The organism is Rubritalea profundi (genome assembly GCF_002954445.1).
GTDB classification, from domain to species: Bacteria; Verrucomicrobiota; Verrucomicrobiia; order Verrucomicrobiales; family Akkermansiaceae; genus Rubritalea; species Rubritalea profundi.
The window spans coordinates 3,596,548-3,619,452 of the sequence record NZ_MQWA01000001.1; the positions used below are offsets into that span (position 1 = coordinate 3,596,548).

Below are 22,905 nucleotides of genomic sequence, written 5' to 3' on the forward strand. Positions count from 1 at the left end.
AGGGGACTCATTTTTCTTGCCCCTAGAAGAAATCCTCCTAGTTTGCAGGTCCATCGCTCTCCGGGTGATCGCTGTTACTGCCTTCGGGTGCGTAATGGAGGAAAGTCCGGACACCGTAGGGCAACGCGCCTCGTGAAGAACGAGGGATGCTGGGCTCAAGCCCAGTAGACGGACAGTGCAGCAGAGAGTAAACCGCCGATGGATCTCCGGATCACAGGTAAGGGTGAAAGGGTGGTGTAAGAGACCACCGCTCAGTAGGTAACTACTGGGGCAAGGTAAACCCCGCGTGGTGCAAGACATAACAGAGGAAGGGTGCCCACCCGACTAGAATCCTTGGGTATTAGTCGCACGACAGCTTCGGCTGCGTCTGGCTTCGGCCAGGAGATAAATGATCACACAGAGCTACCTCGGTAGCTTGGACAGAATCCGGCTTACAGGAGAGCGATGGAACTTTTCTTTCCTGAGAGGAAAGAGTGGGGAGGGATAAGTGAAGAGTTTGAAGTTTCCGCTAAATTTCTTCTAAGTGTTCGTCGTCGGTCTCATCGTGGGCCTTTTCTTCGTAGCCTTGCTCGACAGCTTCACCTGCTTCGATCGCGGTGAGGCGTTGCTTTTCTTCTTCCACTGAGACGATTTGGAGAGTGGCATTGATGCCATCTCGGATAGCGGCAGCCTTGAGGACGTTGCGGATGGCGCTGGCGGTAAATCCATTTCGGCCAATCAGGATGGCGACGTCTGCACGGTTCAGAACAAGACGGAAGCGGATGTGATCTTCAGTGACTTCGGAAACCATCAGTTGCGCTTCATCCGGGTGGCTGATGAACTGCAGAGTGATGAATTGGAGGAAGTTTCGAATTTGTTCCGTTGTCTCATGCATCTGACTACATTCTAACCAAATGATGGAACTCTCAAGGGGAAATTTGCTTTAAATAAATCAGCCAAGATACCTGGGCACGAGCGCTTCAAATCTTCTTGTATCTTCGTTGTCTTCGTCCAAGACTGCGACCATGCGCTACGCAGAGAAACTTGCACAACGAATCACGACGACTGGCTCCCGACTTTGTGTGGGGCTTGACCCCCGACCAGACGACTCAGGTGGTATTGAAGCCATCCCAGAATTACTCAAACGCGTGGTCGGTGAGACTTGGGAACAGGCAGCAGCATTCAAACCAAATATGGCTTACTTTGAAGCAATGGGTATTCGTGGCTTAGAGATTTTAGAAGAGATGTTAGGCCAAATGCCTAAAGAAGTACCAATCATCCTCGACGCGAAACGCTCGGATATTGGTGAGACTCAGAAGTACTATGCGCGTTCTTACTTTGAGAACTGGAATGTTGACGCGGTGACTTTGAATCCCTTCCTCGGCTACGATACGATGGAGCCATTTCTCGATTTTGAAGGCAAGGCAATCTACATTCTTGCCGTCACATCGAACCCCGGCAGTGCAGACTTCCAGCGCCAGATGGTGGGGGACCGCTACGTGTTCGAGCTAGTGCAAGACATTTGCCAACGCGCAAAAGATGAAAACCGCAAGACGGATGTCGGCATGGTGGTTGGTCTAACCAATGCTAGCGATGACGTTCTTAGTCGGATCAAGGATTTTCCATTACTGATTCCTGGCCTCGGCGCGCAAGGCGGCGATCTAGAAAACATGGCAGGCAAGGGCCGCACAGCTCCCGACACCATCAACGTCTCACGTGGCATCATGTACAAAGAGATGGAGAAAAGCTATGCTCAGAAGGCCAAAGAATGGGCTGATCAGATTTCCGCAGCCTACCCAGCGTAGTGCCTGAGCGATTCTTTCCGACAACTCAAAATGACATTTAGTCCTGAAGGATATCCTATTTTATAATGTTAAAGTCACTGAGATTGTTAGATTTTCGCTGCTTTGAGCAACTCAGTCTCGAGTTCTCTGAGCGGGGCGGAATCTTCATTGGTGATAACGCTCAGGGCAAGACGTCGATACTCGAAGCTATTTGCGTGCTCGTGCGCTTACAGTCACCGCGGGCAAAGACGATGCGGCCATTGGTTCGATTCGAATCTACAGGACTCGGCATTGCCGGCGATTGTTGGGATCGTGACTTGGCTGTGCGATTTTCACGCGGCACTGCTTCGTTACATATTGATGGTGAAGAATTGCCCACGCAAAATACTTTCCTCTCTCAGAGCGGATTGATTGTTTGGATGGGCAATGAAGATGTCGATCTCATCCGTGGCAGCGGTGGCGGCCGCCGCCGATACCTCGACTTTATTTGTTCGCAGTTAGATTTAGGCTACCGCCGTGCACTCAGCCGATACCGCCGCGCCTTGAAGTCGCGTAATTTACTTTTAAAAGATCGAGATCCACGCGATGCCGAGCTGAATGCTTTTGCTGAAATTCTGATCGAGCACGGCGACTACATCAGCGCTGTCCGTGATCGGGTTGTGCAGCTCATAGAGCCACTTGCAAATGCCGCGCAGAAGGAAATTAGCGTTAGCGATGAGCAATTGGCGGTGCTTTACAATTCTGGGAGTGATGGGGGAATGCGCGAGGCTTTGGCTGCTACAGCTGAGAGCGAACGCCGGCAGCGGCAGACGCTCGCTGGACCGCACCGCGATGACCTCAAGCTAGCGATCAATGGAATGCCTGCAGCAGACTTCGCCAGTGAGGGGCAGCAACGGACGATAGCTCTGGCGCTCAAACTTGCGCAAGGCGAAGCGCTGAAGGCTGAAGCCGGTAAAACCCCGGTGTATTTACTGGATGATATTTTTGGTGAGCTCGATCCAACCCGGCGCAATGCGCTGATGGATTATTTACCGACAGAGGCGCAGAAATTCATCACGACCACGACCGTCGACTGGATGGTGGGAGAATGGGAGCCGTGGCCCTTGTTCGAAGTGTCTGAAGGTGGTGTGAAAAGGTGCTTGGCAGAGTGAGTTCAACTGCGCAGTTTAGAGGTGTAAAGTAAGTATGAATATTTCACGCCAGATTACGTCCAACTTTTTGATGGGCGCGGTAGCAAGCGAATCAGCTGGGAATGGTGGCGATGGGCCAACTGACCAGGTGCTGGTTCAGCGTGCGCAGTCTGGTGACTACCGAGCATTTGACCAATTGGTCACTCGTCACAGAGGAAAGGTCTACGCGATGATAGTAAATATGATTCATAATGATGCAGATGCTTGGGACTTGGCGCAGGACGCCTTTGTCAAAGCATGGAAGGCATTGCCAAAATTTGAGCATCGTGCGCAATTTTCTACCTGGCTCTTCCGTATAAGTCATAACGTGGTGTATGACTGGATGCGCAAAAAGAAGGTGATGTCCGAAGGCGAGCTAGATGATCAGATGCTCGACTCCTCGAGAATTGATTCAGCAGCGCCTACAGCACCCAAAATACCAGCGCGACCAGACGAACAACTGGTTCAAAATGAGCGCCGGGCAGAGATCGAAAAAGCACTCAGTCAGCTCAGCGATGAGCACCGAGAAACCATTTTACTAAGAGAAGTCCAAGGCATGGAATATACTGAGATAGCAGACATCATGGAGTGCTCCAAAGGCACTGTGATGAGCCGTCTCTTCTATGCCCGCAAAAAATTACAAACCCTATTGAAACCATGAATAATCCAGACGAATCCACCATTCAGCGCTGGCTCAAGGGCGAGCTAGAAGGCAATGAACTCAAGCAGATGGAAGCTTGGGCGGAAGAAAATGCTACAGAGTTGGAGGCGAAAATGGGCTGGGATGCCCTTGGTGATGAGATAGCACAGGCGCTCCCATCCGAGCAAGAACCGCCATACGCTGACTTCTTTAATGAGAGAGTGAAGCATCACGCTGTAGAATTGGTCGAGACCCCCCCAGCAACTAAAGCGAGTCCACTATGGAAACGGTTTAACTGGATCTTGGCTCCTACCGCAGTGGCGGGGATGGTATTTTGCTTCTACTTGGGAACGCGTATTGATCAGGAGACTACCGCAATCGAACAGTCAGTCGCAGTGTTAGAAGAAGTGTACACCCCGGCTTCAGGAGTACATTCTGAAGTCATCATTTCTGGAGACTCCACAGTGATTGTGCTCGATGGATTAGATGAAATCCCAGATGCCTTAGACATTGTTTCGGGTGAGACTGGGCAAGGCTTGAGTCCACGGATGATGGTCAAGACTGAACGCGAATCTTTCTATTTCTAAGTTTATGATTATCAGACTCTTTTGCGCTCTCACCATACTCTTCACGAGTCTTGGTTCAGCTGCGGACCTAGGTAAGGAAGTGATCGGCCGCATGCAGGTCCAGGTCTATTTCGCAACCAATGGCGAACCTAGTATTGCCGGTAAAGCGCTAAAGAAGCCAAGTCCTGCTGTAGAAAAAAAGCTCAAGAGCCTGCGTCGAACCTCGTTTAAACATTACCGAGTATTGGGGGTGGACCGCCAACCAGTATTCCGCAGTTATGAAAACTGGCTCACGCCGCTCAAGCCGTCTGAAGAACTCCTCCTCAGTTTTGAGCCGCGCGGGAAGGCGCAATCTGGGAAAATGATGTTAGATCTAGAGCTTTGGCAGAGCCGTAAGAAAATCATGAAAGCTGGGCCAACGCTAGAAAAAGGAAAGCCGCTCTATATATTCGGTCCAAAATGGCGTGGTGGACGACTTTTGCTCGCCATTGAGCTAGTAGAGCTTCTACAATAGCCCGCAGCATGAAATCACTGATCACCCTAACGAGTTTACTGCTAGTTCAGCTTTCGATGGCAGCTGGCGAGCTAAGCTTTAAAACTAAAGACAAGGCTGTAGCGGCAGCTCCCGACGCAAAAAAGATCGAGGTCCTCTTTCCATTCAAGAATGAGTCGACTGAAGAGGTCGTCGTGATGCGCTATGACGCTCCCTGCACCTGCATGTTGGCGCAACTGAAGGGCGGAACAGCCATTTCTAAAGATGGTCCGGTACGCTTTGCTCCAGGTCAAGAGGGTGTTTTTAAGGGAGTGTTTGAGCTCGGGAATTTTAAAGGAACCGTCGATAAGAAGATTGTGGTCTGGGCGAAGGGAGATTCGGAAGAGAATCCTTCTATTATGCTGACAACTAAAGTCACCATTCCCTATCTCATCGCCGCATTCCCACAGTCCTTACTCTGGAATGTCGGAGAAGAGCTTAAGCCGAAGATCATCACGATCAAGGTCGACAATCCTGAGCCTATCAAGGTAATAAAGCATTCATGTTCAAGCCCACAAATCGACTACACTCTGGAGACTGTGAAAGAAGGATTTGAGTACAAACTAACGATCACTCCTAAGTCCACCGAGAAGGTGCTATTCGCAGCTCTGAGACTCACTACTGATAGCGAGAACCCACGCTACAAGACGGTGCAGACATTCATCACAATAAAACCTGAGAAGAAGAAATAACGATGGCCCGTTGGATCTACCAGACTCTAGCACTTCTTGTTTTTTCTGCAGGAATTGCTTTCGCCATGTTTTTAGTCGTGGGTCCGCCAGATCGCAGCGTCCCATGCGTTCAGGCTGAGCTAAAAGAAAGCCATGTCTGTCTCTCTACTGTTTTAGGTGAGTGGGGTGGGAATGTATTCTGGGTCGATGCTCGTAGCGAAACTGAGTTCCGTAAAGGGCACCTCGTTGGAGCAATTCTCATCCCTGAAACCGATGCTGATAATCAGATTGCTGTACCCGAGCACATGGAACAGATCGGTATGTCTGGCGTGAATGGTCAGAAACTTGTGGTCTATTGCGCCACCGATGCCTGTGGCAGCAGCGAGTTGGTCGCTAAGAAGATCCGCGATACCGGATTTCATTCCGAAGTCTACGTCCTCCAAGGCGGCTGGAAAGCGGTCCTTGCGAGCGAGCAAAAGATCGAGCTAGTAAAGTAGTTAGTCAGTGATCTGGTATATTTTCCCCTGATGGGAAATGATATACATCTCTCCTTGGGGGTCGGTGGCGAATGATGCCACTTGTTTGATCTCTTTACCATCTTGGCTGAAATCGGCCTTGTGGTGTTTGAGATCAGTGAGCTTACCCTGTGTGATCTGGGCACTCCAGATGTGGGGTTTGACGTAGTCCGCAAAAACATAGCGCCCTTGGAGTTCTTTGACTGAGCCATTATACACAGCGCCACCGGTGATGCTGAATCCACCAGTACTTTTGGTGTCATGTTTGTATTCGTAGACGGGCTTGATCCGTTTTCCTGGGTTCTTTTTCTTGGCCTTTGAGTTCTTAGTCTTGTGAGTGCCTTCTAACTGTGGCCAACCAAAATTTGCGCTAAATAGATCATTATAGTCTACCACGTTGACTTCCTCCCAAGCATTTTGGCCAACGTCAGCAATAATCAGAGTCTGGCCATTCCAAGCGCACCTCCATGGGTTGCGTAAACCATAAGAAAGGATTTCTGGGCGTGCTTTTGTCGATCCATGAAAAGGGTTATCTTTAGGTATTGAATAGCTTTTAGGACCAGAAACATCGATTCTCAGAAGTTTCCCTAGAAAGGTGGTGAGATCTTGAGCTCGTTGCTTAGTGTCATTCGCTTTGCCACCGTCACCGAAGCCTATATAAAGCATGCCATCAGGGCCGAAATCCACCCATCCACCATTGTGATTTTTAAAGTCCTGACCCTGAGTGAGTAGAACTTCCTCGGACGACTTGTCCGTTTTAGTTTTTGAATTAGCAGTATAGCGTACTACTTTGGTGTCTCCTTTATTGTCAGTGTAGTAGAGGTAGAAGCGCTTGTCAGATGAGAAACTCGGCGAGAATGCCATGCCTAACAATCCTTGCTCGTTCATCTTGATCTTGATCTTGTTCTTGATGTCGAGGAATGGAGTCTTGAGCAACTCCTTACTCTTTCGGTCATAGATCTTAATCACTCCTTCTTTTTCTAGTATGTAGAGGTAGTCATTGCTGTTTTCTGGAGCAGTGAGGTAGACTGGATTTTTGAGGTGCTCGACAACGAGGGTGGCAGAGGGAGCAGCCAGCGCGAGTGAGGTAACTATAGCTGAAAAGGTGAGGACGAGAAGTGATCGCTTCATAAGCTAAAACATCTACCAGATAGAATGGCAGGCAAAGAATTATTTTTCGAGGTAATGGCTCAATGACTCTCGTAGTTCGGTGCGAGCCCTGAAAATATGGCTTTTGATTGCGGAAACCGAAGTGTCTAACACGTCGGCAATCTCTTCGTAAGGCATATTTTCGTAACGTCGTAGAATGACAGCCATACGTTGTTTTTCAGGAAGCGCATTGATTGCTTCGTCGACTACTGCCTGGAGCTCAGTTTGAAGCGCTTCTGCATCTGGTGAACGCGATGCTTCAGCGGCTATTTGCCCGTAGTTATTCTCTTGCCGTTCCTCTAGCGAATAGGTCTTCCGGCGCGAGCGTTTTTTGCTTTCGTTGAAAACAAGATTGCGGGTGATGGTGAAGAGGAAGGTGGTGAATTTCGCCTTTCGCTTGTAGCGTGGAGCAGCTTTCCAGAGGCGGATGAAAACTTGCTGGGCAATGTCTTGTGCGTCCGATGCGTTTCCCAGCATTTTAGCAACCGTGCCGATAATCATATTCTGGTGGCGCTCTATTAACTCTTGGAAGGCCGCGTGATCACCAGTTTTGACACGCATCATGAGAGCCACATCGATAGCGTCGTCTGAGTGAGAGTCTGGCGTATCGATGTCGGACATAGGGTAGGTGATGCTCTGCGTGGCAGTGTTCGACATAATGCTATAGTTAGAACAGCACTACAACGGAGAAGTTGCGAAGTCTTTGAAGAAAGGGACGTATACGGTGACGCTAGCGGATGAACCGCTGACGCAGATTTTTGAGAAGTCCTTGTATCTCTTGGGCTTCTCCTAGAAGCGACGTCAATTGTTCGCTCGTTAAATTTGGTTGTTTGAGAGCGGTGCGGATTGCTGATTCACGCTGTTGAAGCTGCTTACTTATAAGCATGCTGGTCGTTTCCTCTGCAGCTTTGATTGGGTCTTCGGGGACAGACTCGGCAAAGTTTCGCTGGAGGGCGAGCTGGTCCGCTGGCGGCAGAGTCATCAAGAAACTTTGGATGGAAGAATTCTTTGATGGATCAGGTTTACGCGAGAGAATGTGATTAAGCAGGTGGCCACCAGTAGTGACTGCGAGCGGTTCGTGGAGTGACTCCACTTGCTCGCATAACCAGTCTAGAGCGACACCGGAACTGAGAGCCAAAAAGCACAGGTAGGCCACGGTGCCATCCATAGCGGTTGGCTCGATGACTTCGCGTTGAGGCTCATCTTGGTCGCGGTAGTTGTTCGGACGGCTTGCTTCAAACTTCCTTTTCTTTGCTTCTTTGATGATCAGGGCACGAAAGTCTTGGCCGTTCATGCCGAGATGGGCAGCAACTTCGAGATAATCATCTCCTGAGCCACTTTATCCTGCACCATCTGCGCGAGTTCGCTGAGGTCTGAGGCTAAAGCCGAGCGATCTTTGATGCTGTTGAGGTCAGTTGTCGCTGTGGCGTGTTTAAGCTTGTAGTCAAAAAACTCTTCAGCGTCGTCGAGTAATTTTTTGAAGGCTTCGACTCCATTGCCGAGGATGTAGGAATCTGGGTCTTCGCCTTCTGGCATGGTGACGCAGCGGACATTGATGCCTTCTGTTACGAAAACTTTGAAGGCGCGGGTGGTGGCCTTGTGACCAGCGGCGTCCGAGTCGTAACAAAGCACGGCGTCTTTAGTATAGCGCTTGAGTAGACGTGCATGGTGGGCGGTAGTGCCGGTGCCAAGAGCTGCCACCACATTTTGAATCCCTTGTTCGTGGAGTGAAATGACATCGATCTGACCTTCGCAAAGGATCGCGTATTTCTCCTTAGAAATTGGACGTCGCGCCTTATTAAGACCAAAGAAGATACGTGATTTATCAAACAACTGCGTTTCCCGAGTGTTGATGTACTTGCCTGTCTTTGGATCATTGATCAGCTGACGGGCGCTGAAGCCGATGATGTCACCGTAGTCATTGTGAATAGGGAAGAGAAGGCGATTACGCCAGTTGACATAAATACCAGCACGCGGGTTCTGCGCATCCTTGAGGTTGCAAATGCCTGAGTCACATAGCTCTCTTCCAGAATATCCTTTTTCCTTTGCCCACTTGAGGTAGACCGCAGGGTTGTCAGGCATCCAGCCGATCAGCCATCGTTCGGCCGATTCTAGGGAGAATCCACGCTTTTTTAAATAGTCGCGGGCGATCTGAGCATCGGGCGACTTGCGGACCAGTTGGTGGAAATACGCCGCAGAATCATTGTGTAGTTGCACAAGACGAGACTTCGAGCGTCGTTGCCTTTCCTCCTCAGGGTTATACTCAGCTGCGGTGATAGTGACGCCAGCCGCCTTCGCCAGCTTCTTGACAGCATCAACGAATGGCATGTTCTCGTACTTCTGCACAAAGGTGATGGCAGAACCACCTTCGCCACAGCCGAAACAATAGAAAAATTGCTTCCCGGGATTGACGTTGAATGAGGGGGTCTTCTCGTTGTGGAATGGGCAATTGGCCTTAAAAGTGCCTCCTGCGCTCTTGAGAGGAATGTAGCCAGAGATTACATCAACGATGTCAGTCTGGGCTAAAATAGATTGGATGGTTTCCTCAGGTATTAGTGCCACGGCATAGTTCTGCATTGTCGTTGGATCAGGTTCAATAATGAAAATGAATTTTCACCTAACCTGCTCATAGATTCGGCTCTGATCGGTAATTCGATTCTCTAATAGTCTGTATCAGATCGGATTCGTCATCATTTCGGTTGCGGGCTGAATAATCGTGGGCATAATCCCGCCAGAATTCACTCACACACTTTTATATGGAGAACGTAATCATCATTGGAACAGGCCCTGCTGGCTACACAGCAGCGATTTATACTGCACGTGCAGACCTCAGCCCACTCATCCTCACTGGATCACAGCCAGGTGGACAGCTCACTACAACGACAGACGTGGAGAACTTCCCTGGTTTTCCCGATGGAATTATGGGGCCAGAGCTAATGCAGAAGATGCAGCAGCAGGCTGAGAAATTTGGCGCTCGCGTCCAAAATAGCATCGAAGTCACTAGCGTGGATAAAAATGCCGACGGATCATTCACTGTGAATGCTAAGGATGTCTTCGGCTCAAATGAGCACGTTTGGCAGACTAAGACAGTCATTATCGCATCGGGAGCTTCTGCTAGATACCTAGGACTTCCCGGAGAGATGGATCTCGTCAAGAGCGGTGCAGGCCTCACTGCCTGCGCTACATGCGATGGAGCATTCTACCGCGACGTGCCAGTTTGTGTTATCGGTGGTGGTGACTCAGCAGCTGAAGAGGCTAGCTTCCTCACCAAGTTCGCCAGCAAGGTTTACCTTATTCACCGTCGTGATGAGCTCCGTGCTTCTAAGATCATGGCTACTAGAGCTCTAGCTAACGAGAAAATCGAACCAGTATGGAACTCCACAATCTGTGAGTACCTGCTCGACGATAACGGCCGCATTCGCGCTGTAATGCTCGAAAATACTGTGGATGGCACCAAGTCAGAGCTCGAGCTTGAAGGCGTCTTCATGGCGATCGGTCATAATCCTAACAGCAAATTCCTAAGCGAAGAACTCGTCGATAAAGACGAGAGTGGTTACCTTGTTCAGATTCCAGGTAAAACAGCAACAAAGACACCAGGCATCTATGCTGCAGGTGACATTGCCGACACTGTTTACCGTCAAGGTATCACAGCTGCAGGTCAAGGTTGTGCCGCTGCGCTCGAAGCTGAGCACTACATCGCTTCGCTCTAGTCGAGAGAGGGATTTAAATTTCAAAGCGCGGATGCCATTCTTGGTGTTCGCGCTTTTTTGTATGTGTATTGGGTCTAAATACGATCACACTACACGATGAGAAATTAGGATGTAACTCTACGAAGAAGAGTGATTTAACAAAAAAAGGCCAATAGCCTAAGTGGCAATTGACCTTTATAAAATGAAATGAGTTTCCGTTTACTCGTCGATTAAGGCGAATTTGAGCTCGCCGGAGGATACAACCTGACCATTGACGACGCATCGGCAACTCGCAAAGCCGATGTTACGGCGAGTCTTGACTATTTCAGCTTCGATAAAGAGGGTGTCGCCAGGGAGCACTGGGTGGCGCCATTTGACTTTGTCCGCGCTCATGAAGTAACCAATCTTTCCTTGGTTCTCAGGCTTACGCAGCATGAGGCAGGATGCGACCTGTGCCATTGCTTCGACTTGGAGTACGCCAGGCATGATTGGGTGGCCTGGGAAGTGACCGGGGAAGAATGGCTCGTTGATCGTGACATTCTTTACGCCTGTACATTTGTTGTCGCCTACGAAGTCGATGATACGATCGACGAGGAGGAATGGGTAGCGGTGCGGCAGGATCTTGAGGATATCGTTGATGTCGAGTACTGCCTCGCCTTTCGGGATAGCAAGTGGTGGCACCATGGAGCGCATACGAAGGTAGTTGCTCTTTAGCAGTGCTGCCATTTGAGTGTTCGGGCCGTGACCAGGTTTTACACAGATGACATGGCCAGTGATACGCTTACCACTGAGCATGAGGTCGCCAATGACGTCGAGCGCCTTGTGGCGGGCAAATTCGTTATCAAAACGAAGTGGCTCTTTACTCATGATTTCTTCACCGCGAATAACCACGGCATTCTCAAGTGATCCGCCTTTGATGAGACCTTTGTCGAGAAGTGGCTTCACGTCTTCGTAGTAAACGAAAGTACGCGCTGGAGCGATTTCCTTCTCGTAAGTCTCTGGGTTTACAACGCTAGAGAAATATTGAGTGAAGCGGCCGTCAGGACCGACATTGGTACAAGAAATCCGGAATTCTTTATCTGGAACAATAGTAATGAAGGATCCTTTACCTGAATCATAGAAGAGAGGCTCGCGGATTTCCCAAACCTTGGCAGGGACGTCCTGGGTCACAATGCCAGCTTGCTTGATGAGTTCTACGTAGGGAGCAGAGGAGCCGTCGCCGATCGGTGGCTCATTGGCATCCATTTCAATAAGGGCGTTGTCGACACCCATTCCTGTAAGCGCGGAGATGACGTGTTCCACTGTGTGGACCTTTACTGAGCCTTCTGCAAGGGTCGTGGCGCGCTCCACTGTTTGGACTTTGCTGACGTCAGCATCAATGAAAGGTTGGTCGTCGAGATCGATTCTACGGAATTGGAATCCAGAGTCAGCAGGGGCTGGCTTGATGGTGAGAGTCACCTTCTGACCAGTATGGAGGGATGATCCCTCGAGGGTTGCTGGCGCAGCGAGAGTTTGTTGCATTTCAATCGGCATGCGGTGAGTCAAACCAGAGTGGTGCAAAGATGCAAGTTTTTTGAGTTTGCAGAGTGAAATCTAACGCTAGAGTCCCACCATGCAGCCAGAGGTCGAGCAATTGATAGATTTAGCACTCCGTGAAGATATTGGAGCAGGGGACGTGACATCAGAATATTTTGTCCCTGCAGATGTGCTGTCACGCGCCTTCATGTTGGTCAAGGACTGTGGCGTGATTGCGGGATTAGATATTGCGGAGCAAATTTTCTCAAAAATTGATCCTAGTATCGTGATTCGCCAATTAGTGACGGATGGTAGCGATGTGAGCTATGGAACTAGAGTGATGGAGATCACTGGGCCTGCTCGCGCATTGCTGACGGCAGAACGAACGGCGCTAAATTTCACCCAAAGGCTTTCAGGCGTCGCAACCAAGACATCAAAGTTTGTAGAACTCACCGCAGGAACAAAAGCGCAGATTCTTGATACTCGTAAGACCACACCAGGATGGCGGTGGTTGGAGAAAATGGCTGTGAGAGCTGGTGGTGGTATGAATCACAGGATGGGTCTCTACGATAGAGCGATGGTGAAGGACAACCATCTGGTTGCTGAAAACGGACTTGAGTGGCTGCAGCAAGCGATTCTTAAGCTCAAGGCTGATAAGCCTGGTGTTGAGGTGGAGCTAGAGGCTGATAGAATCGATCAAGTGAAGCAATTTCTCACCCTCGAAGGAGTCGATTACATCTTGCTAGATAACATGAGCAACGAGCAACTGCGAGAAGCTGTAGCCCTGCGTGGAGCTTCCGGGCCAAGACTAGAAGCCAGTGGTGGAGTAAATCTTGAAACCGTGGCTGCTATTGCTCAGACAGGGGTCGACTTTATCTCAGTCGGCGCTGTCACGCATTCTGCCGTAGCGCTGGATATTTCTTTGGAGTTTGTAGAATAGTTTTCAGAGTTGCAGCGAGGATGCAGTCTAGGACGCTTTGTTTGATTTAAGATTTTGGAGATGCGTTCATTCGGTTGCATACTATGGGCGGGTTGGAGGTTCTTGTTGGGATGGGAGCCAACCTAGTCGGACTATTCGGAGAAACATCCCAGCCTATCTATTCGTGAAATTTTGTGCGATTAGTGTTTGAGTTCCATCATAGTCCTAGCCCTTCGCCTCTTTCGCTGTTTGGATCTACTCCTTCGTGGTGTGTCGGTATTCTGTGATATTTATATTGCAATCATTGATGCTGTGGCTAGAAGCGCATGACGACACGTCAATGACGCGTCGTTGCTCATGGAGGCCCGTAGTACGGGCAGGAAATAGTTGGGAAATCCGGTGAAGCTGGATCGCGTATGCGGTCGAGCCATTCCGAAGCGGTACCGCCACTGTAAGGCTAACAAATTGTTAGCTAAGCCAGATATCCAGCCATGAGATAATTATTCCAATCCTTGCGGACTACAAGGTTAGAACTATGAAATATACTAAATCACAGCGCCCAAATACGGGTGCAAAAGTTGTGGCTGGCCTTATTGTTGCCAGTCAAGTTACCGCGATTGCGGAAGAGGCGAGCGCTCAAACAGTGCCTAAAGAGGCAGTCGAGACTCTAGATCCCACCACAGTACTGGCTTCGAAATTTGACAACCCTATCAGCAAGACTGTTTCTTCAGTCTCTGTAGTGACAGGTGAAGAAATTGAGATTCGACAGCGGAATAGGACGCTTGATGCGTTGAATGACCTTCCTGGTATACAAGGACTCTCCACTGCCGGACAGACTGGTGCTTTTGGTTCTGTCATCGTGCGTGGCTTACAAACAAAATACACACAAGTCGTTGTCGATGGTGTGCGCATCACGGATTCAACCAATGGCTTAAACAATTTTCTCACAAATGCTCAAACTGGCCAGATAACTCAACTTGAGTTGCTACGTGGCCTCAGAGTGTCCTATACGGCAGTGAGGCCGCTGCAGGTGTTATTGGATTTAACACAGCAGTTGGAGAAGGTGACCCCACTTACACTTTATTCGGTGAGGCTGGGTCCTTTGATAGCTATCGCTTCGCAGCAAGCGCGCAGGGGCAAATCCAAGATATTCAATACGCCTTTGAACTTGGGACTTCATTCACGTCAAACGACACGTATGAAGAATTCCCTCTGCAAGATTATAGCCAGGACTCCGCAGTGTTTGCGCTAAATTGGCTTGCCTCCGATGCTCTAAATATGAAGTTTAGCTACCGTGGTTCAAACAACAAGTACCTCAGTGAAGTGACTGACCTGTATGGAACAACCCATACGGATTCGGATACTGACATTCACCTTTTGGCTCTAAATACAACTTACATAATCAACCCCGACTTACGGTCGCATTTGACTATTGGTTATTACGATGAGACTTCCGAGAGTGATCTCGATTACGGATTCGGACCGTCACCATTTGACACAAAAACTGATCGATTCTCAGTAAACTGGAGTAACCAATGGGAAGCACGTGAGTCTCTTACATTTGTGGGTGGTGTCGATTACAGTGACACTGATTACGAGAACACAAATAATCAGGCGGTTGAGTACTCGAGTATTGGCTTCTACGCTAACGGTTTTTGGCAACCAATTGAGAATGCTCTGATCGAGTTTGGTGGTCGCTATGATGAGCATGATACTCATGGAGGAGATGTGGCTTGGAATGTTGGTGGTGGCTACACCATTGAGCAGACTAACACACGCCTAAGAGCACGCGCGGCGCGTTCATTCCGAACACCTACTATACTTGATAGTGGCGCATTTGTGACTCCATTTGGAGTGCAAGTTGAAAATGGAAGTCTGAAGACTGAGACCATTATGGGGTATGAAGTTGGATTTGATCAACAGATCGTTGTAAACCATGAACTGCAAGTGACCTATTTCTATCAGTCGTTAGAGGATGCAATTGGTTCCGAAGTTATTTCTCCCGGGTCTTTCTTTCCTCCGAGCCCATCAGTATCTCGCCGAGTGAATATTGATGGTGAGTCACGCGTTAGTGGTGTGGAGGCAGCACTAGCAGGTTCGTTCTCGGAATTGACAGTGAATTATCGCCTAGCATGGACAGCCCAACTTAAAGAGGAAGTTCTTGATGTGCCAGACCATGTGTTTAGTGGAGATGTGTACTATGATGCTGAGAAGTGGGTGTTGGGTTTAGGTGCATCCTATGTGGATGGAGCTTCCTACGGTGGAATTGGTGGGACGTACTTTGTTCCCACTGACAGCCGCTTCGTGACTCGTATTTACGGAGACTATAAGATTTCAGAAAATGTTAAAATTCACGGACGAATTGAGAACCTTTTCAACGAAGAGTATGATGCATCTAAAAGCATTGCCGGAAGCGTGAAAGGCCAGGGATTCGGTGCATTTGGCGGTCTCACTCTGAGCTTCTAATTCCACACTATTTGTTATTCTAAATAGCGAGCTGCACGATTTCGGTCGTGCAGCTTTCTTGTTACTATGTTTGAAATGAAATTGACCATGCGCAGCATCCACAACGAATATTTAAATCACCGCTTCGAGCTCCCGGAGAATCCTATGCGGGTTGTTTGTTTAGTGTCGTCGGCAACTGAGGTGATGGATAAGCTGGGCTTGCTGGATCGGGTTGTCGGGGTTTCTGAGTATTGTGATCGCTATGTCGACACCACAAATATCCCAGTGGTTGGCCAGTACATCACGGCAGATTTTGAGAAAATTAAAGAGTTGGAACCAGATTTAGTACTTCTAACGACTGGTATTCAGAGGAAATTAAGCCTCAAGTTGGCAGGCGAGGGGGTTCCTATTTATAATCTCAACCTACCCTGCAGCTTTGCTGGGATGCTGGAAAATGTGGCGTTGTTAGGTGGCTTGCTCAATGTGTTGCCAGAGGCGCGGGAACTCGTGTCGGCAATGCGTGAGCAATTCAGTCACCTGAGTAAACTACACAGACTGAGCGATCGGCCACGAGTTTATGTAGAGCTTTGGTTAGGTCGGCACAGGCGCGCAGTGGGTGGGCTGAGCTACATCAATGATTTGGTGGAATTAGCTGGTGGCAGTCTAGTGTTTGGCGAGCGCGCTGTGGGGTATTTTGAAAACGATCTCGATGCCTTGCCCGAGGAACGGCCAGATGTGTATCTCTTTTTCCATGAGCCTGAGTTCTTGGTCGATGGCGAGGAGTTAGTTCATGAACGTGGCTGGGATACCGATATCCCTGTGATCATGTCGACCGTGAAAATGGGGGAGAATATGATCCAAGACGGCCCAAGCTTGCTCGATACTTCCGTTTGGTTACACCAGAAAATAAAGGAGGAACTTGGGTGAAGTTTGTCAAAAAATTAGGTATTTCCCTGCTCATACTAGCCAGTTTTTTAGCGAGTTATTGGTTGCGTAATGATGATAAAAAAGAATCGCCACTAGCTAAGACATCTGAAGTTAAGATCGTGGCAATGGCCCCGAGCTCTGGTGAGGTCGTTTTTGCTTTAGATTTGGGCAATCAGTTAGTGGGGGTTTCACGTTTTGCAAAATACCCACCAGAAGTGGCTGATATTGCTAAGGTGGGTGGCTACCTAGATGTTGATCTGGAAGCGATTGTTCGGCTCAAGCCGGATGTCGTTGTCCTGCTCAAGGAGCAATCCGACTTGGCGAAGCAATTAGAAAACTTAGGGATGGCGACCTTGTTCGTGGACCACATGTCGGTGGAGGGGATCATGGGCTCGATTTCTAAGGTCGGCGAACGGTTCGATAAACTGGACGAGGCGAGGGCTCTACGTGAGTCGTTAGAATCTAGAATCGACGCGGTTAGAATACGTGCTCAAACAAAGCCGGACAAGAGGCTGCTGCTATCGATCGGTCGCGAGCTTGGTGTTGGGAAGGTGACTGGAGTTGTTGCGGCCGGTGCCGGTGGTTATCATCAACAATTATTAGAAATTGCTGGCTATACCAATGCCTATAGTGGTGGCGAAAACTTCCCACAGCTTTCACGTGAGCATTTGCTTAGAATGAATCCAGAGGTCATCATTGATATGGTCAATATCCGTGATGCTCAGGCAAATGGTATCGAAAATATTATGGCAGATTGGAAATCCTACCCAGAGCTATCAGCAGTGAAGAATGGTAAAGTGTTTTTGTTAGTAGGTGACGCGCATTTCGTGCCTGGCCCAAGGTTTGTATCCACCCTTGAGTGGATAGCGAACTGCGAAGAAGAAGGGGGGGGGCGATGAGTGAAAATCCTATTCTGCTAGAGTGCCGCGATGTCTGCGTTGATATACGTGGTAAATTATTGCTTACAAATGTAAACTTCTCACTTCGTCAAGGTGAGCACAAGGTGATCATCGGCCCCAATGGGGCAGGTAAAACTACTTTACTACGCGCTATCTTAGGAAGCCTGACCATTCGGGGAGGATCCATTTTACTAGGTGGCTGCGAGTTATCGAGCTTGCGCCAAGCTGAGATTGCAAAATCGATCTCTTATGTGCCTCAGCTGTTAGCGGCAGAAATTCCCTACACTGTGAGAGAGTTTGTCGCTATGGGGAGGTATGCCTACGGCGGGGATCCGAGAGATGCGGCGGTGGACAGCGCTTTGACTGCTGTTGGGGTTGCGTGTTTTGCTGATCGCGTGGTCTCAACATTGAGTGGAGGGGAGCGGCAGAGGGTCTGCATAGCTGCAGCTTTAGCTCAGCAAGCGCCCATCTTGATTCTAGACGAGCCGCTAGTTCATCTTGATCCTAGTCAACGGATGGAAGTGCAAAGAGCGCTTCGTGAGCTACCTAAGGAAGTGACTGTGATGGTTGTGACGCATGATCTGGATTGGGCAAAAATGGATTTTCAGTCCTTGTTGTCATTGCGTGACGGCTGTGTCGATTACGATGGCGCGACAGTTGATTTTTATAGTGGTTCTGGAGTGAGCAGGTTGTTTGGTGAGGCTGTGGGTTTAAAGTATAAGGAGGAGAGTGTATGAAGCGTCATTTGTTGATCTTAATTGCATGCTCGGTATTGACCTTGCTCGGTGCTCCGTTTCTTGGGGAAAGCCTCATTCTGGGGGCTGATCCTGCTGGTCTTGACGGCTTGGTGTTTTGGGAAGTGCGAGTTCCAAGGGTGTTGTTAGCCTTTCTATGTGGCGCAGCTTTGGCTCTCGGTGGCTTGGTCTTCCAGGCAATGTTCCGTAATTCTCTCGCGACTCCATACACCTTGGGAGTGGCCAGCGGCTCTACATTCTCGGTGGCTCTTTGGATCAATTTTGGTCTCAGTTTTTCCGTCCTAGGAATTACAGGAGTCTCTTTAGCAGCACTGGTGGGTGCGCTGCTTTCTGTTACCTTAGTCTATAATCTAGCAAGATTTTCTGGTGGCTTGGCTACTGTGAGTTTGCTGCTTGGTGGGGTCATACTCAGTTTCTTTTTCTCAAGCCTCACGATGCTGGTTCAATACTTTGCCGATGCTGGTAGCATGTTTAAGATGATGCGCTGGACGATGGGGAGTCTTGGCCAAGCTGATATGGATGCCGTGCTCCAGGTATTACCATTTGTCGTATCAGGCGTGCTGTTGATTGTGCAATACAGGAGGGAGCTCGACTTACTTTCAATCGGAGATGAGCTGGCAATGAGTCGTGGAGTGGAGGTGAAAAAAGTGCGACGAATGCTTTTCTTCGCTGTATCAATGATGATGGCTGGAGTGGTGTCCGTCTGCGGCCCGATCGGTTTTGTTGGGATAATGGTCCCGCACTTTTGTCGGATGCTTTTTGGCGTGGTGCACCGTGAGTTAGTTTGGATGACTTTTTTGTTAGGAGGAATCTTTTTAGTTTGGTGTGACACACTAGCGCGGAGTGTTACCATTGGAGCTGACCTGCCAGTCGGAATCATTACTTCATTGATAGGTGGACCATTTTTCCTGATAGTGCTACTTAGGCGTGCGCGTGTTTGAAGAGTTTTTTTAATAAGTTGATATGAGTCACAGTAAGTCACAGAGGGGAAAACCGAAGAGCAAGATTCTAATCTTGAAGAAATTACTGATGATTACCGGCTGCTTGTTAGTGATTGTTGGTACAGTCCTGTGGTTCTCTCGTCATGCTATTGCTAATGCTGTGATTGATGGTGTGCTAGTAAAGGTGGCTTCAAAGGCTAAAAAGGTCGGGATCGAGTTGGTGGATCTGGATTCCGGGGAGATTGAGATTCCCAGTCCACTGGAAGCACGTGTGCAGCAGTTTAGAACCGACTTTGACATTGGAGTGCCTAACAAGAATAAAGTGCGCTCCCGCTTTGAATCTCAAAATATAGAGCTGACGGCCGCGGGCATATTTCCTCCAATGGCGCGTATACAGCTACAAGATTTCTCGCTTAAATTTCACCCCGATGATGTGCCCGATGATTTCCCGTTCGATGGATTTCGTTCGGGCTCATTTTTGAGCGCACCATTGTCAGTATTAGATCCTGAGCAGGCTTTGAGGAATACGTTGAGCGGGCTCGAGACCTTGTTTGACGAAAATGAGGTGAAAGCTGATTTCAATTTCTCAGGTTATGTTTCAGTGCAGGTGCAGAAGGATGTGAGTGTGGACGCCTTGCTTTACACTGAACGATTGGATGGCGGTGTCCGCAGGCTCAGATTCAAGCGTGAGGACCTCCAGCAGATTGTTGAAAAGGCTGATGTTAGAATTAGCGATGAAATGCTGGATATCTTATCCGAGTATCCGCTTCGAGCGCCAGTAATTATACTAATCTCTCACAAGGCAAAACAAGACGCAGAGGCTAAGAAAAAACAAGAATACTCCTATCCGGACGATGCCTTTCGCCATATCAATTGGAGCTACCAACTCACAAAGTTGTTTGGCCCAGAGTTTGCGAAACGGGTGACGGATTCGCACGAGACACTCGATGGAAATACGGTCAATGAGCGACTTATGGACTTCCATAATAATGCTGTTGCGCGCGCTTTGGTGGCTGATGGAGTGAAAGTTGAAGCCCTGGAGGAGATTATTCTATCTGACCCTCGAGTGATTCGCAGTCCACATGAGGTGCCTTCGTATAAAGGGTTACTGAAATAGTTTATTTTCTCAGAGCTGGCTCCAGTTTCAACCTGCGGCGCTATACAGAATCACTAAAATTTCGTAGAATTCACAGAATGTATAGCTAGCTTCTTCCTAGCCGAATATTTGTGAATACTGAAAAGTTCTGATCATTCTGTATGAAAATAGATTTCATCTAGTGAGATGGGCTAAAAAATTGTCGTATGCTGTTGCGCGTTGAGGGTTTGTTCTGGTCATCGGTGGTAGCTCGCGGATAGCTTCGTGCATGATCAAAAAAATCCTAACTCTTTTGTTTGTGCTTAGCAGCCTAGCTCAGGCGTCTACGAAGTCAGTCTATCGGGTGTGGCAGCCGATCTCGCTCCACGGTACGGATGTTTCTAGTGTTCTGGGAAAAGAGTCTGGGGTGGATTACACTGTGTTGATGTCGCGGCCGGTTGTTTTATCGGGCGCGTTACCTGAGGATCTAGTCTATGCGGTAGCTCTGAAGCATCAATTAGCTAGGATCGGAGGTTACGATGAGCCGGAAGCGAATCTCATAGCTCTGAGTAAAATCAAACTACGAGCTCAACTCACTGATAATGGTTTGTTGGTCACTGTGGATGTTTCAGGGGCAAAGGTGCCAAAAGAGGTGGAGGTGTCACTCTTTGATGTGGTGAAATTGAGCGTCAATGCGATAAAGATGACAATCCAAAATTACGGAGCTGCCTATCTTCAGGAGGGGTTACCTTGTACTATTATGATCACTGGCGATGAGAAAGGTCCTCAGTTAGAGCAACTCAAGAAGCTCAGTGTACGCTTTGTGGCAACCCGAGATGGGAAGTAGTCCTAGATGACCCTTGATGAGAATCTGATATTTCATCGCATTCTCGGGAATAGAGATTGCATGACTTGTCGCAATTTGTTTTTTAAGTACCAGCTGAGCTATGAGTGAAACAAAACGATCCTTTAAACGTGTAGTCCTGAAGTTGAGCGGAGAAGCTCTTCGTGAGGTTGGTAGTCAAGATAACATTTCTCCTGAGATTGTGGAGCGCATTGCTTTAGAAATCAAGGAGGCTCACGCTGCAGGTGTCGAGATAGCTATCGTTGTTGGCGGCGGAAACTTTTGGCGTGGAGCCAGCGCTAGTGCCCGCGGAATGGATCGTGCGACCGCGGACTACGTAGGAATGATGGCGACTGTGATGAATGCCCTTGCTGTACAGAGTGCTATCGAAGTGGAAGGTGTTCCTTGTGTCGTTCAGTCTGCCATCGAGATGAAGAACGTGGCTGAGCCATTCATTCGCCGTAAAGCGAATCGCCATCTTTCTGAAGGCACTATTGTGATCTTTGCCGCTGGAACAGGCAGTCCATTTTTCTCTACAGATACCACCGCAGCTCTCCGAGCTAGCGAGATGGGTGCGTGTGCTATCCTCAAGGCTACTATGGTCGATGGAGTCTACAATGCAGATCCGAAGTTAGACCCTAACGCAACTCGCTACGAGACGATTTCCTTCAAGCGTTGCCTTTCCGATGAGCTCGCAGTCATGGACTCAACAGCTTTTTCTCTTTGCCAAGATAACAATATTCCAATTATCATATTCGACCTTAACGAGCACGGTAATATCACTAATGCCATCAAGGGGGCAGATATTGGCACTCTCGTAAGTAACGAGGCATAAATTTTTCTAACATTGTATCTAATTAAATAATTATGGAACCAACATCAGTTCTTGAAGAAGTCGAAATATCAATGGAAGCATCTGTTGAGCAAATGGCCGCCGAGTTTGGCTCAGTTCGCACAGGTAAAGCGTCACCCGCGCTAGTTGAAAATGTAACCGTCGAGGTCAAGGCCTACGGCAGCAAAATGAAGCTCCGCGAGCTTGCTGTTATCACTACTCCTGAGCCACGTCAGATCATGATCCAGCCATATGATGCGAGTACTGTTGAAGATATCGACCGTGCTATCCGTGAGGCTCAACTCGGATTTAACCCAGTCAACGAAGGCAAAGTTCTTCGCCTGCCTATCCCTGAACTCACAGAAGAGCGTCGTCGCGAAATGGTGAAGCGTGTGAAGACAATCTCCGAAGACATCAAAGTACGTCTCCGCAGCTGTCGTAAAGAGGGAATGGACAATGGTAAGAAGATGAAAAACGAGAATATACTTACTGAAGATAGCCTCCACGACTTCGAGGCGCAGATCCAAGCGCTCACTGACAAGTTCGTCAAGCAAGCCGACGCAGCTACCTCTGCGAAGGAAGCTGAAGTCATGACTGTCTGATCTTTCTCTATCAAACAAATTTCAAAAGGCGTCTCACACGAGATGCCTTTTTTGACTCTGGGTGCTGAGGTTGTTGGTGGGTGTGTCCCGACCGCGAATTCCTCAGGTTAGACAGATTTTTTCTAGCGGCCTGTAAGACTCAGCAGCATCTCTTCATGGAAGACGCGATCTAATCACTGAACGTCCGAGAGCCGAGCCGACCATGACAATTTTAAACACAACCCAAAACCTAACTTAAAGCAAAGCGTCATTAGCTGAGTTGATGGAGAAGTCTACAGGTCCAAGCCTTGATGGAGAATATGCATCGAGCCATGTCACTGTTGACTCCTAGCTCTTTCAGTTTGTGGCGATGATATTTTTTTCAGAGGTCTTGATTGAACGTTCTCCTGAAGTGATTAAATCTACAGGATGATTCATTACTTCAGCCTGGAAATATTACGATTTAGATAATCCTAAA

25 protein-coding genes and 1 other RNA gene are annotated in these 22,905 nt (G+C 48.7%); 20 read left to right on the forward strand and 6 right to left on the reverse strand.

What is annotated here, in order from left to right; all coding sequences use genetic code 11:
• Nucleotides 1-52 precede the first annotated feature (52 nt).
• An RNA gene (gene rnpB, locus BSZ32_RS15730) (RNase P RNA component class A) lies at nt 53-450 on the forward strand.
• A 58-nt stretch (nt 451-508) separates the two neighbouring features.
• On the opposite strand, the gene BSZ32_RS15735 is transcribed toward rnpB, so the two are convergent.
• Nucleotides 509-874, reverse strand: coding sequence for a KH domain-containing protein (locus BSZ32_RS15735; RefSeq protein ID WP_105044294.1), 366 nt, complete (start codon nt 872-874; stop codon nt 509-511).
• A gap of 130 nt (nt 875-1,004) precedes the next feature.
• Between BSZ32_RS15735 and pyrF the strand changes: the two genes are divergently transcribed.
• The 7 genes from pyrF to BSZ32_RS15770 all read left to right on the forward strand — a co-directional run bounded on the left by pyrF (nt 1,005) and on the right by BSZ32_RS15770 (nt 5,838).
• A complete protein-coding gene (pyrF, locus tag BSZ32_RS15740) occupies nt 1,005-1,784 on the forward strand; it encodes an orotidine-5'-phosphate decarboxylase (protein ID WP_105044295.1) in 780 nt (259 codons plus the stop codon).
• 65 nt (nt 1,785-1,849) lie between these two features.
• A complete protein-coding gene (gene recF, locus BSZ32_RS15745; protein WP_105044296.1) occupies nt 1,850-2,914 on the forward strand; it encodes a DNA replication/repair protein RecF in 1,065 nt (354 codons plus the stop codon).
• Between the two features lie 34 nt (nt 2,915-2,948).
• Nucleotides 2,949-3,593 (forward strand): RNA polymerase sigma factor, encoded by a 645-nt coding sequence (locus BSZ32_RS15750; protein WP_240610657.1) that lies wholly within the window; start codon nt 2,949-2,951, stop codon nt 3,591-3,593.
• The gene (locus BSZ32_RS15755) at nt 3,590-4,159 is read left to right on the forward strand and encodes a hypothetical protein (protein WP_105044298.1); all 570 of its coding nucleotides are present in this window, start codon (nt 3,590-3,592) and stop codon (nt 4,157-4,159) included. Before BSZ32_RS15750 ends, BSZ32_RS15755 begins: the two co-directional genes overlap by 4 nt.
• Before the next feature lie 4 nt (nt 4,160-4,163).
• The gene (locus BSZ32_RS15760; protein WP_105044299.1) at nt 4,164-4,652 is read left to right on the forward strand and encodes a hypothetical protein; all 489 of its coding nucleotides are present in this window, start codon (nt 4,164-4,166) and stop codon (nt 4,650-4,652) included.
• 8 nt (nt 4,653-4,660) lie between these two features.
• The gene (locus BSZ32_RS15765) at nt 4,661-5,362 is read left to right on the forward strand and encodes a DUF1573 domain-containing protein (protein ID WP_105044300.1); all 702 of its coding nucleotides are present in this window, start codon (nt 4,661-4,663) and stop codon (nt 5,360-5,362) included.
• 2 nt (nt 5,363-5,364) lie between these two features.
• Complete coding sequence (locus BSZ32_RS15770; protein ID WP_105044301.1) at nt 5,365-5,838, forward strand: rhodanese-like domain-containing protein; 474 nt, start codon at nt 5,365-5,367, stop codon at nt 5,836-5,838.
• On the opposite strand, the gene BSZ32_RS15775 is transcribed toward BSZ32_RS15770, so the two are convergent.
• From BSZ32_RS15775 to dnaG, 4 genes are all read right to left on the reverse strand, one after another.
• Nucleotides 5,839-6,987, reverse strand: a complete 1,149-nt coding sequence (locus tag BSZ32_RS15775) for a PQQ-dependent sugar dehydrogenase (protein ID WP_105044302.1) — start codon at nt 6,985-6,987, stop codon at nt 5,839-5,841.
• A 39-nt stretch (nt 6,988-7,026) separates the two neighbouring features.
• A complete protein-coding gene (locus tag BSZ32_RS15780) occupies nt 7,027-7,662 on the reverse strand; it encodes an RNA polymerase sigma factor (protein ID WP_240610658.1) in 636 nt (211 codons plus the stop codon).
• Between the two features lie 73 nt (nt 7,663-7,735).
• A complete protein-coding gene (locus BSZ32_RS15785) occupies nt 7,736-8,299 on the reverse strand; it encodes a hypothetical protein (protein WP_105044303.1) in 564 nt (187 codons plus the stop codon).
• Nucleotides 8,296-9,582: a DNA primase gene (gene dnaG / locus BSZ32_RS15790; protein WP_105044304.1), complete on the reverse strand. Its 1,287-nt coding sequence runs from the start codon at nt 9,580-9,582 to the stop codon at nt 8,296-8,298. The genes BSZ32_RS15785 and dnaG overlap by 4 nt, the downstream gene beginning before the upstream one ends.
• A 179-nt stretch (nt 9,583-9,761) precedes the next feature.
• On the opposite strand from dnaG, the gene trxB reads away from it, so the two are divergent.
• On the forward strand, nt 9,762-10,715 hold the full coding sequence (trxB, locus tag BSZ32_RS15795) for a thioredoxin-disulfide reductase (RefSeq protein WP_105044305.1): 954 nt from the start codon (nt 9,762-9,764) through the stop codon (nt 10,713-10,715).
• 198 nt (nt 10,716-10,913) lie between these two features.
• Here trxB and BSZ32_RS15800 read toward each other — a convergent pair whose 3' ends face one another.
• Complete coding sequence (locus BSZ32_RS15800; RefSeq protein WP_105044306.1) at nt 10,914-12,227, reverse strand: bifunctional UDP-3-O-[3-hydroxymyristoyl] N-acetylglucosamine deacetylase/3-hydroxyacyl-ACP dehydratase; 1,314 nt, start codon at nt 12,225-12,227, stop codon at nt 10,914-10,916.
• A 79-nt stretch (nt 12,228-12,306) separates the two neighbouring features.
• On the opposite strand from BSZ32_RS15800, the gene nadC reads away from it, so the two are divergent.
• The 11 genes from nadC to frr all read left to right on the forward strand — a co-directional run bounded on the left by nadC (nt 12,307) and on the right by frr (nt 22,448).
• On the forward strand, nt 12,307-13,149 hold the full coding sequence (nadC, locus tag BSZ32_RS15805) for a carboxylating nicotinate-nucleotide diphosphorylase (RefSeq protein WP_105044307.1): 843 nt from the start codon (nt 12,307-12,309) through the stop codon (nt 13,147-13,149).
• A gap of 514 nt (nt 13,150-13,663) precedes the next feature.
• Nucleotides 13,664-14,380 carry a TonB-dependent receptor plug domain-containing protein gene (locus BSZ32_RS15810; RefSeq protein ID WP_105044884.1) on the forward strand — a complete coding sequence of 239 codons (717 nt, stop codon included), beginning with the start codon at nt 13,664-13,666 and terminating at the stop codon, nt 14,378-14,380.
• A 26-nt stretch (nt 14,381-14,406) separates the two neighbouring features.
• A complete protein-coding gene (locus tag BSZ32_RS15815; RefSeq protein WP_105044308.1) occupies nt 14,407-15,594 on the forward strand; it encodes a TonB-dependent receptor plug domain-containing protein in 1,188 nt (395 codons plus the stop codon).
• Nucleotides 15,595-15,669: 75 nt separating this feature from the next.
• Nucleotides 15,670-16,500, forward strand: coding sequence for an ABC transporter substrate-binding protein (locus BSZ32_RS15820; protein ID WP_165788893.1), 831 nt, complete (start codon nt 15,670-15,672; stop codon nt 16,498-16,500).
• Nucleotides 16,464-17,399, forward strand: coding sequence for an ABC transporter substrate-binding protein (locus tag BSZ32_RS15825; RefSeq protein WP_129589794.1), 936 nt, complete (start codon nt 16,464-16,466; stop codon nt 17,397-17,399). Before BSZ32_RS15820 ends, BSZ32_RS15825 begins: the two co-directional genes overlap by 37 nt.
• Nucleotides 17,396-18,136, forward strand: coding sequence for an ABC transporter ATP-binding protein (locus BSZ32_RS15830; protein WP_105044311.1), 741 nt, complete (start codon nt 17,396-17,398; stop codon nt 18,134-18,136). The genes BSZ32_RS15825 and BSZ32_RS15830 overlap by 4 nt, the downstream gene beginning before the upstream one ends.
• Nucleotides 18,133-19,095: a FecCD family ABC transporter permease gene (locus BSZ32_RS15835; RefSeq protein WP_105044312.1), complete on the forward strand. Its 963-nt coding sequence runs from the start codon at nt 18,133-18,135 to the stop codon at nt 19,093-19,095. Before BSZ32_RS15830 ends, BSZ32_RS15835 begins: the two co-directional genes overlap by 4 nt.
• A gap of 73 nt (nt 19,096-19,168) precedes the next feature.
• Nucleotides 19,169-20,212, forward strand: coding sequence for a DUF6973 domain-containing protein (locus BSZ32_RS15840; protein ID WP_129589795.1), 1,044 nt, complete (start codon nt 19,169-19,171; stop codon nt 20,210-20,212).
• 247 nt (nt 20,213-20,459) lie between these two features.
• On the forward strand, nt 20,460-21,017 hold the full coding sequence (locus BSZ32_RS15845; protein ID WP_105044314.1) for a hypothetical protein: 558 nt from the start codon (nt 20,460-20,462) through the stop codon (nt 21,015-21,017).
• A 100-nt stretch (nt 21,018-21,117) separates the two neighbouring features.
• Nucleotides 21,118-21,849, forward strand: a complete 732-nt coding sequence (gene pyrH, locus BSZ32_RS15850; protein WP_105044315.1) for a UMP kinase — start codon at nt 21,118-21,120, stop codon at nt 21,847-21,849.
• A 32-nt stretch (nt 21,850-21,881) separates the two neighbouring features.
• A complete protein-coding gene (gene frr / locus BSZ32_RS15855) occupies nt 21,882-22,448 on the forward strand; it encodes a ribosome recycling factor (protein ID WP_105044316.1) in 567 nt (188 codons plus the stop codon).
• The last annotated feature ends 457 nt before the right edge of the window (nt 22,449-22,905 follow it).

What these genes read in the sequence shown, in the direction of transcription:
- nadC (WP_105044307.1), top strand. Translation starts at nt 12,307, where the DNA reads ATGCAGCCAGAGGTCGAGCAATTGATAGATTTAGCACTCCGTGAAGAT.
- frr (WP_105044316.1), top strand. Translation starts at nt 21,882, where the DNA reads ATGGAACCAACATCAGTTCTTGAAGAAGTCGAAATATCAATGGAAGCA.
- BSZ32_RS15835 (WP_105044312.1), top strand. Translation starts at nt 18,133, where the DNA reads ATGAAGCGTCATTTGTTGATCTTAATTGCATGCTCGGTATTGACCTTG.
- BSZ32_RS15800 (WP_105044306.1), bottom strand. Translation starts at nt 12,227, where the DNA reads ATGCCGATTGAAATGCAACAAACTCTCGCTGCGCCAGCAACCCTCGAG.
- BSZ32_RS15755 (WP_105044298.1), top strand. Translation starts at nt 3,590, where the DNA reads ATGAATAATCCAGACGAATCCACCATTCAGCGCTGGCTCAAGGGCGAG.
- BSZ32_RS15775 (WP_105044302.1), bottom strand. Translation starts at nt 6,987, where the DNA reads ATGAAGCGATCACTTCTCGTCCTCACCTTTTCAGCTATAGTTACCTCA.
- BSZ32_RS15760 (WP_105044299.1), top strand. Translation starts at nt 4,164, where the DNA reads ATGATTATCAGACTCTTTTGCGCTCTCACCATACTCTTCACGAGTCTT.
- pyrF (WP_105044295.1), top strand. Translation starts at nt 1,005, where the DNA reads ATGCGCTACGCAGAGAAACTTGCACAACGAATCACGACGACTGGCTCC.
- BSZ32_RS15735 (WP_105044294.1), bottom strand. Translation starts at nt 874, where the DNA reads ATGCATGAGACAACGGAACAAATTCGAAACTTCCTCCAATTCATCACT.
- BSZ32_RS15765 (WP_105044300.1), top strand. Translation starts at nt 4,661, where the DNA reads ATGAAATCACTGATCACCCTAACGAGTTTACTGCTAGTTCAGCTTTCG.
- BSZ32_RS15845 (WP_105044314.1), top strand. Translation starts at nt 20,460, where the DNA reads ATGATCAAAAAAATCCTAACTCTTTTGTTTGTGCTTAGCAGCCTAGCT.
- BSZ32_RS15815 (WP_105044308.1), top strand. Translation starts at nt 14,407, where the DNA reads ATGAAGTTTAGCTACCGTGGTTCAAACAACAAGTACCTCAGTGAAGTG.
- pyrH (WP_105044315.1), top strand. Translation starts at nt 21,118, where the DNA reads ATGAGTGAAACAAAACGATCCTTTAAACGTGTAGTCCTGAAGTTGAGC.
- BSZ32_RS15750 (WP_240610657.1), top strand. Translation starts at nt 2,949, where the DNA reads ATGAATATTTCACGCCAGATTACGTCCAACTTTTTGATGGGCGCGGTA.
- BSZ32_RS15820 (WP_165788893.1), top strand. Translation starts at nt 15,670, where the DNA reads ATGAAATTGACCATGCGCAGCATCCACAACGAATATTTAAATCACCGC.
- BSZ32_RS15770 (WP_105044301.1), top strand. Translation starts at nt 5,365, where the DNA reads ATGGCCCGTTGGATCTACCAGACTCTAGCACTTCTTGTTTTTTCTGCA.
- dnaG (WP_105044304.1), bottom strand. Translation starts at nt 9,582, where the DNA reads ATGCAGAACTATGCCGTGGCACTAATACCTGAGGAAACCATCCAATCT.
- BSZ32_RS15810 (WP_105044884.1), top strand. Translation starts at nt 13,664, where the DNA reads ATGAAATATACTAAATCACAGCGCCCAAATACGGGTGCAAAAGTTGTG.
- BSZ32_RS15780 (WP_240610658.1), bottom strand. Translation starts at nt 7,662, where the DNA reads ATGTCGAACACTGCCACGCAGAGCATCACCTACCCTATGTCCGACATC.
- BSZ32_RS15830 (WP_105044311.1), top strand. Translation starts at nt 17,396, where the DNA reads ATGAGTGAAAATCCTATTCTGCTAGAGTGCCGCGATGTCTGCGTTGAT.
- trxB (WP_105044305.1), top strand. Translation starts at nt 9,762, where the DNA reads ATGGAGAACGTAATCATCATTGGAACAGGCCCTGCTGGCTACACAGCA.
- recF (WP_105044296.1), top strand. Translation starts at nt 1,850, where the DNA reads ATGTTAAAGTCACTGAGATTGTTAGATTTTCGCTGCTTTGAGCAACTC.
- BSZ32_RS15785 (WP_105044303.1), bottom strand. Translation starts at nt 8,299, where the DNA reads ATGAACGGCCAAGACTTTCGTGCCCTGATCATCAAAGAAGCAAAGAAA.